Source organism: uncultured Fretibacterium sp., from assembly GCF_938040765.1.
Taxonomy (GTDB): Bacteria; Synergistota; Synergistia; order Synergistales; family Aminobacteriaceae; genus CAJPSE01.
Genome location: NZ_CALIAA010000181.1, coordinates 1 through 2,950, shown reverse-complemented (window position 1 = coordinate 2,950; position 2,950 = coordinate 1). Strand labels below are relative to the sequence as shown.

General features: G+C 55.2%; 2 protein-coding genes. Both read left to right on the top strand.

Translation table 11 applies throughout. The annotated features are described in order from the left end of the window. The coding region (locus tag Q0176_RS06465; RefSeq protein ID WP_299300418.1) for an amino acid permease at window positions 1–1,337 on the top strand (1,337 nt) is incomplete at its 5' end. Between the two features lie 59 nt (window positions 1,338–1,396). Next, complete coding sequence (locus Q0176_RS06460) at window positions 1,397–2,869, top strand: glutamate decarboxylase (protein ID WP_299300417.1); 1,473 nt, start codon at window positions 1,397–1,399, stop codon at window positions 2,867–2,869. The last annotated feature ends 81 nt before the right edge of the window (window positions 2,870–2,950 follow it).

Here is a 2,950-nt window from a genome sequence, read left to right as displayed (position 1 = left end):
TAGTCGGCGGCGTGCTGTGGTGCCTTCCGGTAGCCCTTTGCTCTGCTGAGATGGCTACCGTCGAAGGATGGGAATCCGGGGGCATCTATTCCTGGGTGGGTAAATCGCTTGGACAGCGTTGGGGATTTGCGGCGCTGTTCTTCCAGTGGTTCCAAATAACGGTCGGATTTGTCACCATGGCGTTCTTCATTTTGGCCGCATTGGCATACGTGTTTGACTTCAGTGCGCTGTACAATAATCCCCTTGTCATGTTTTTCGGCGTCGCCGTTATCGTATGGACGCTGACATTTACCCAGTTAGGCGGCACGAAGTACACGGAGCGCATATCCAAAATCGGGTTCACGGGCGGCATCGTGGTCCCCGTCGTTATCCTGTTCATTGGGCTGGTTGCATACTTTCTGACGGGCGGAGCATCGCAGATCACCATGAACTTCGAAACGTTGATCCCCGACTTTTCCAACGTGGACACGCTCGTGATTTTCGCCTCGTTCATCTTGGCATACATGGGCGTGGAGGCTTCGGCCTCGCACGTCAATGAGCTCAAAAATCCGACGAAGACGTACCCTATGGTTATGATTGTTTTGACGATATCGGCCATCATGCTTGATGCGCTTGGCGGACTTGCCATAGCGACGACACTTTCGTCGAAAGCCCTTGAGGGGAATCTTTCTTATGGAGTCATCGAGGCGTTCATTGCGATATTTATTACGCACTTTGGCCCTCAGTTCAATGGGCTCGTTCTGGCGGTGTCCATACTCTTGGCGCTTGGCGTTCTCGCGGAGATATCGTCATGGATTGTCGGGCCGTCCCGGGCTCTTCTGGAGGCCGCGAACGATGGCCTTCTACCGCCGTCGTTCGCCAAGACAAACGAAAACGGCATTTCGGTAAAGACCATAGTCGCTCAGGCATTGATCGTAACCCTGTGGGACGCGGTTCTCTGCGGTTCGATTGCCCTTGCCGGAGGGGCGGATTCGTCCGTCGGCTATATGACTGCGATAGGACTGACGGTAGTCATTTATCTGGTGGGCTATGTCCTGTTCTTTCTGGGATACTTCGTGTTGATACTGAAAAAAAACAATCTGAAGAGGGTGTTTCAGGTCCCGGGTGGAAGGGCCTTCAAGCTGATTGTTGCAGCCGTGGGGATGCTGATGACGATAGCGACGCTCGTCATATCGTTCTTTCCTTCATCGAAGCTCTCTGCTGCCGACAACAGGATATATCAGGGCGTACTCGTAGTATGTTTTGTCATATCCATGGCGATTCCTTTCGTTATCTATGCGAACAGGTACAGGTGGAACGGGTCGGGAACCGGTGCGGAGAAGAGCGGCGGCAGGTAGATGGCAGCTGTGGCACAGCCTGCAGGTTGTAAGGAAAAGATCAGAGAAAGGAGAAGATTATGGATAAGAAGCCATTATCGCGCAAAATGACCAGGAAGAGCGCGGGAAGGATAAGCGACGAACTTGCAGCTCTCGATGCCAGGACCCGGTATCTGACCCCCATCTTCGGTTCTGAGGCCAGTGACGTTGCGATGCCCGACAAAAAGATCAACAGAAAACCGATAGAACCGCGCATCGCCTCCGAGATGATACGCGAGTACCTGAGCATTGAGGGAAACGCGACGCAGAACCTGGCGACATTTTGTCAGACGTACATGGAGCCTGCCGCCACGCAGCTGATGGCGGAGAACCTTGAGAAGAACGCGATCGATAAGGATGAGTATCCCATGACTGCCGACCTGGAGAATCGCTGCGTCGACATCATCGGCAGTCTCTGGAACGCCGACCCCGAGGAGAAGCCGATGGGAACGTCGACGGTGGGCTCTTCGGAGGCCTGTATGCTCGGAGGGCTGGCGATGCTGTTCCGCTGGAAGAAGCTGGCGGATGCGGCAGGTGTTGACCGCAACGCGAAAAGGCCCAATCTCGTCATCTCCTCCGGGTACCAGGTGTGTTGGGAGAAATTTTGCCGTTACTGGGAGATTGACATGCGCCTTGTCCCGATCGACGAGGGGCACCTGTCGCTCAACATGGATACGGTCATGAACTCTGTGGACGATTACACGATCGGTGTCGTCGCCATACTTGGCATTACCTATACCGGAAAATACGACGACGTGTGCACGCTCGACAAGCTCGTAGGAAGCTATAACAGGAATCATCCCTCACTTCCCATCCGCATTCACGTCGACGGAGCATCCGGGGGGATGATCGCGCCGTTCCTCGAGCCCGACCTCAAGTGGGACTTTCGTTTGGAGAACGTGTGGTCGATCAGCACGTCCGGACATAAATACGGCTTGGTCTATCCTGGGGTAGGCTGGGTGATCTGGCGCAGCAAGGAGGCTCTTCCGGAGGATCTCATTTTCTGGGTGAGTTACCTCGGCGGCGAAGAGGCGACGATCGCCATCAATTTTTCACGCAGCGCGTCGCAGATTGTCGGGCAGTATTATATGCTCATGCGCAATGGATTCGACGGCTACAAGGAGATACACCAGCGCACAATCGATGTGGCCCGCTACATGGCCGACGAAATCGGGAAGATGGGGCTTTTCGAAATGCTGGAAAAGGCCGAGAGGGTCCCGATCGTTTGCTGGAGGCTCAGGAAGGACGCCAACGTTCCGTGGACGCTTTACGACCTGGAAGACCGTCTGCGCATGCACGGCTGGATGGTTCCGGCTTATCCGATGCCGGAGAATATGAGAGATGTGGATGTGCAGCGCCTCGTTCTCCGACAGGACTTCAGCATGCCCCTGGCTATGCTCTGCATCAGGGAGATGAAGAAGCAGATCGAGGTGCTGAATGGAGCCCGGGTGGTGCTGGCCGGCGGCGCAGGCGACGACAAGGTGAGAAATGGATTTGACCACAGCGGCAGATAAGGGGCTTCGCCGGTCTTGCCCCTCTTGGATCGGGCCCCTTTTACGTGGATGAAATGACAGGGGGAAAACGCAGAAGACCCT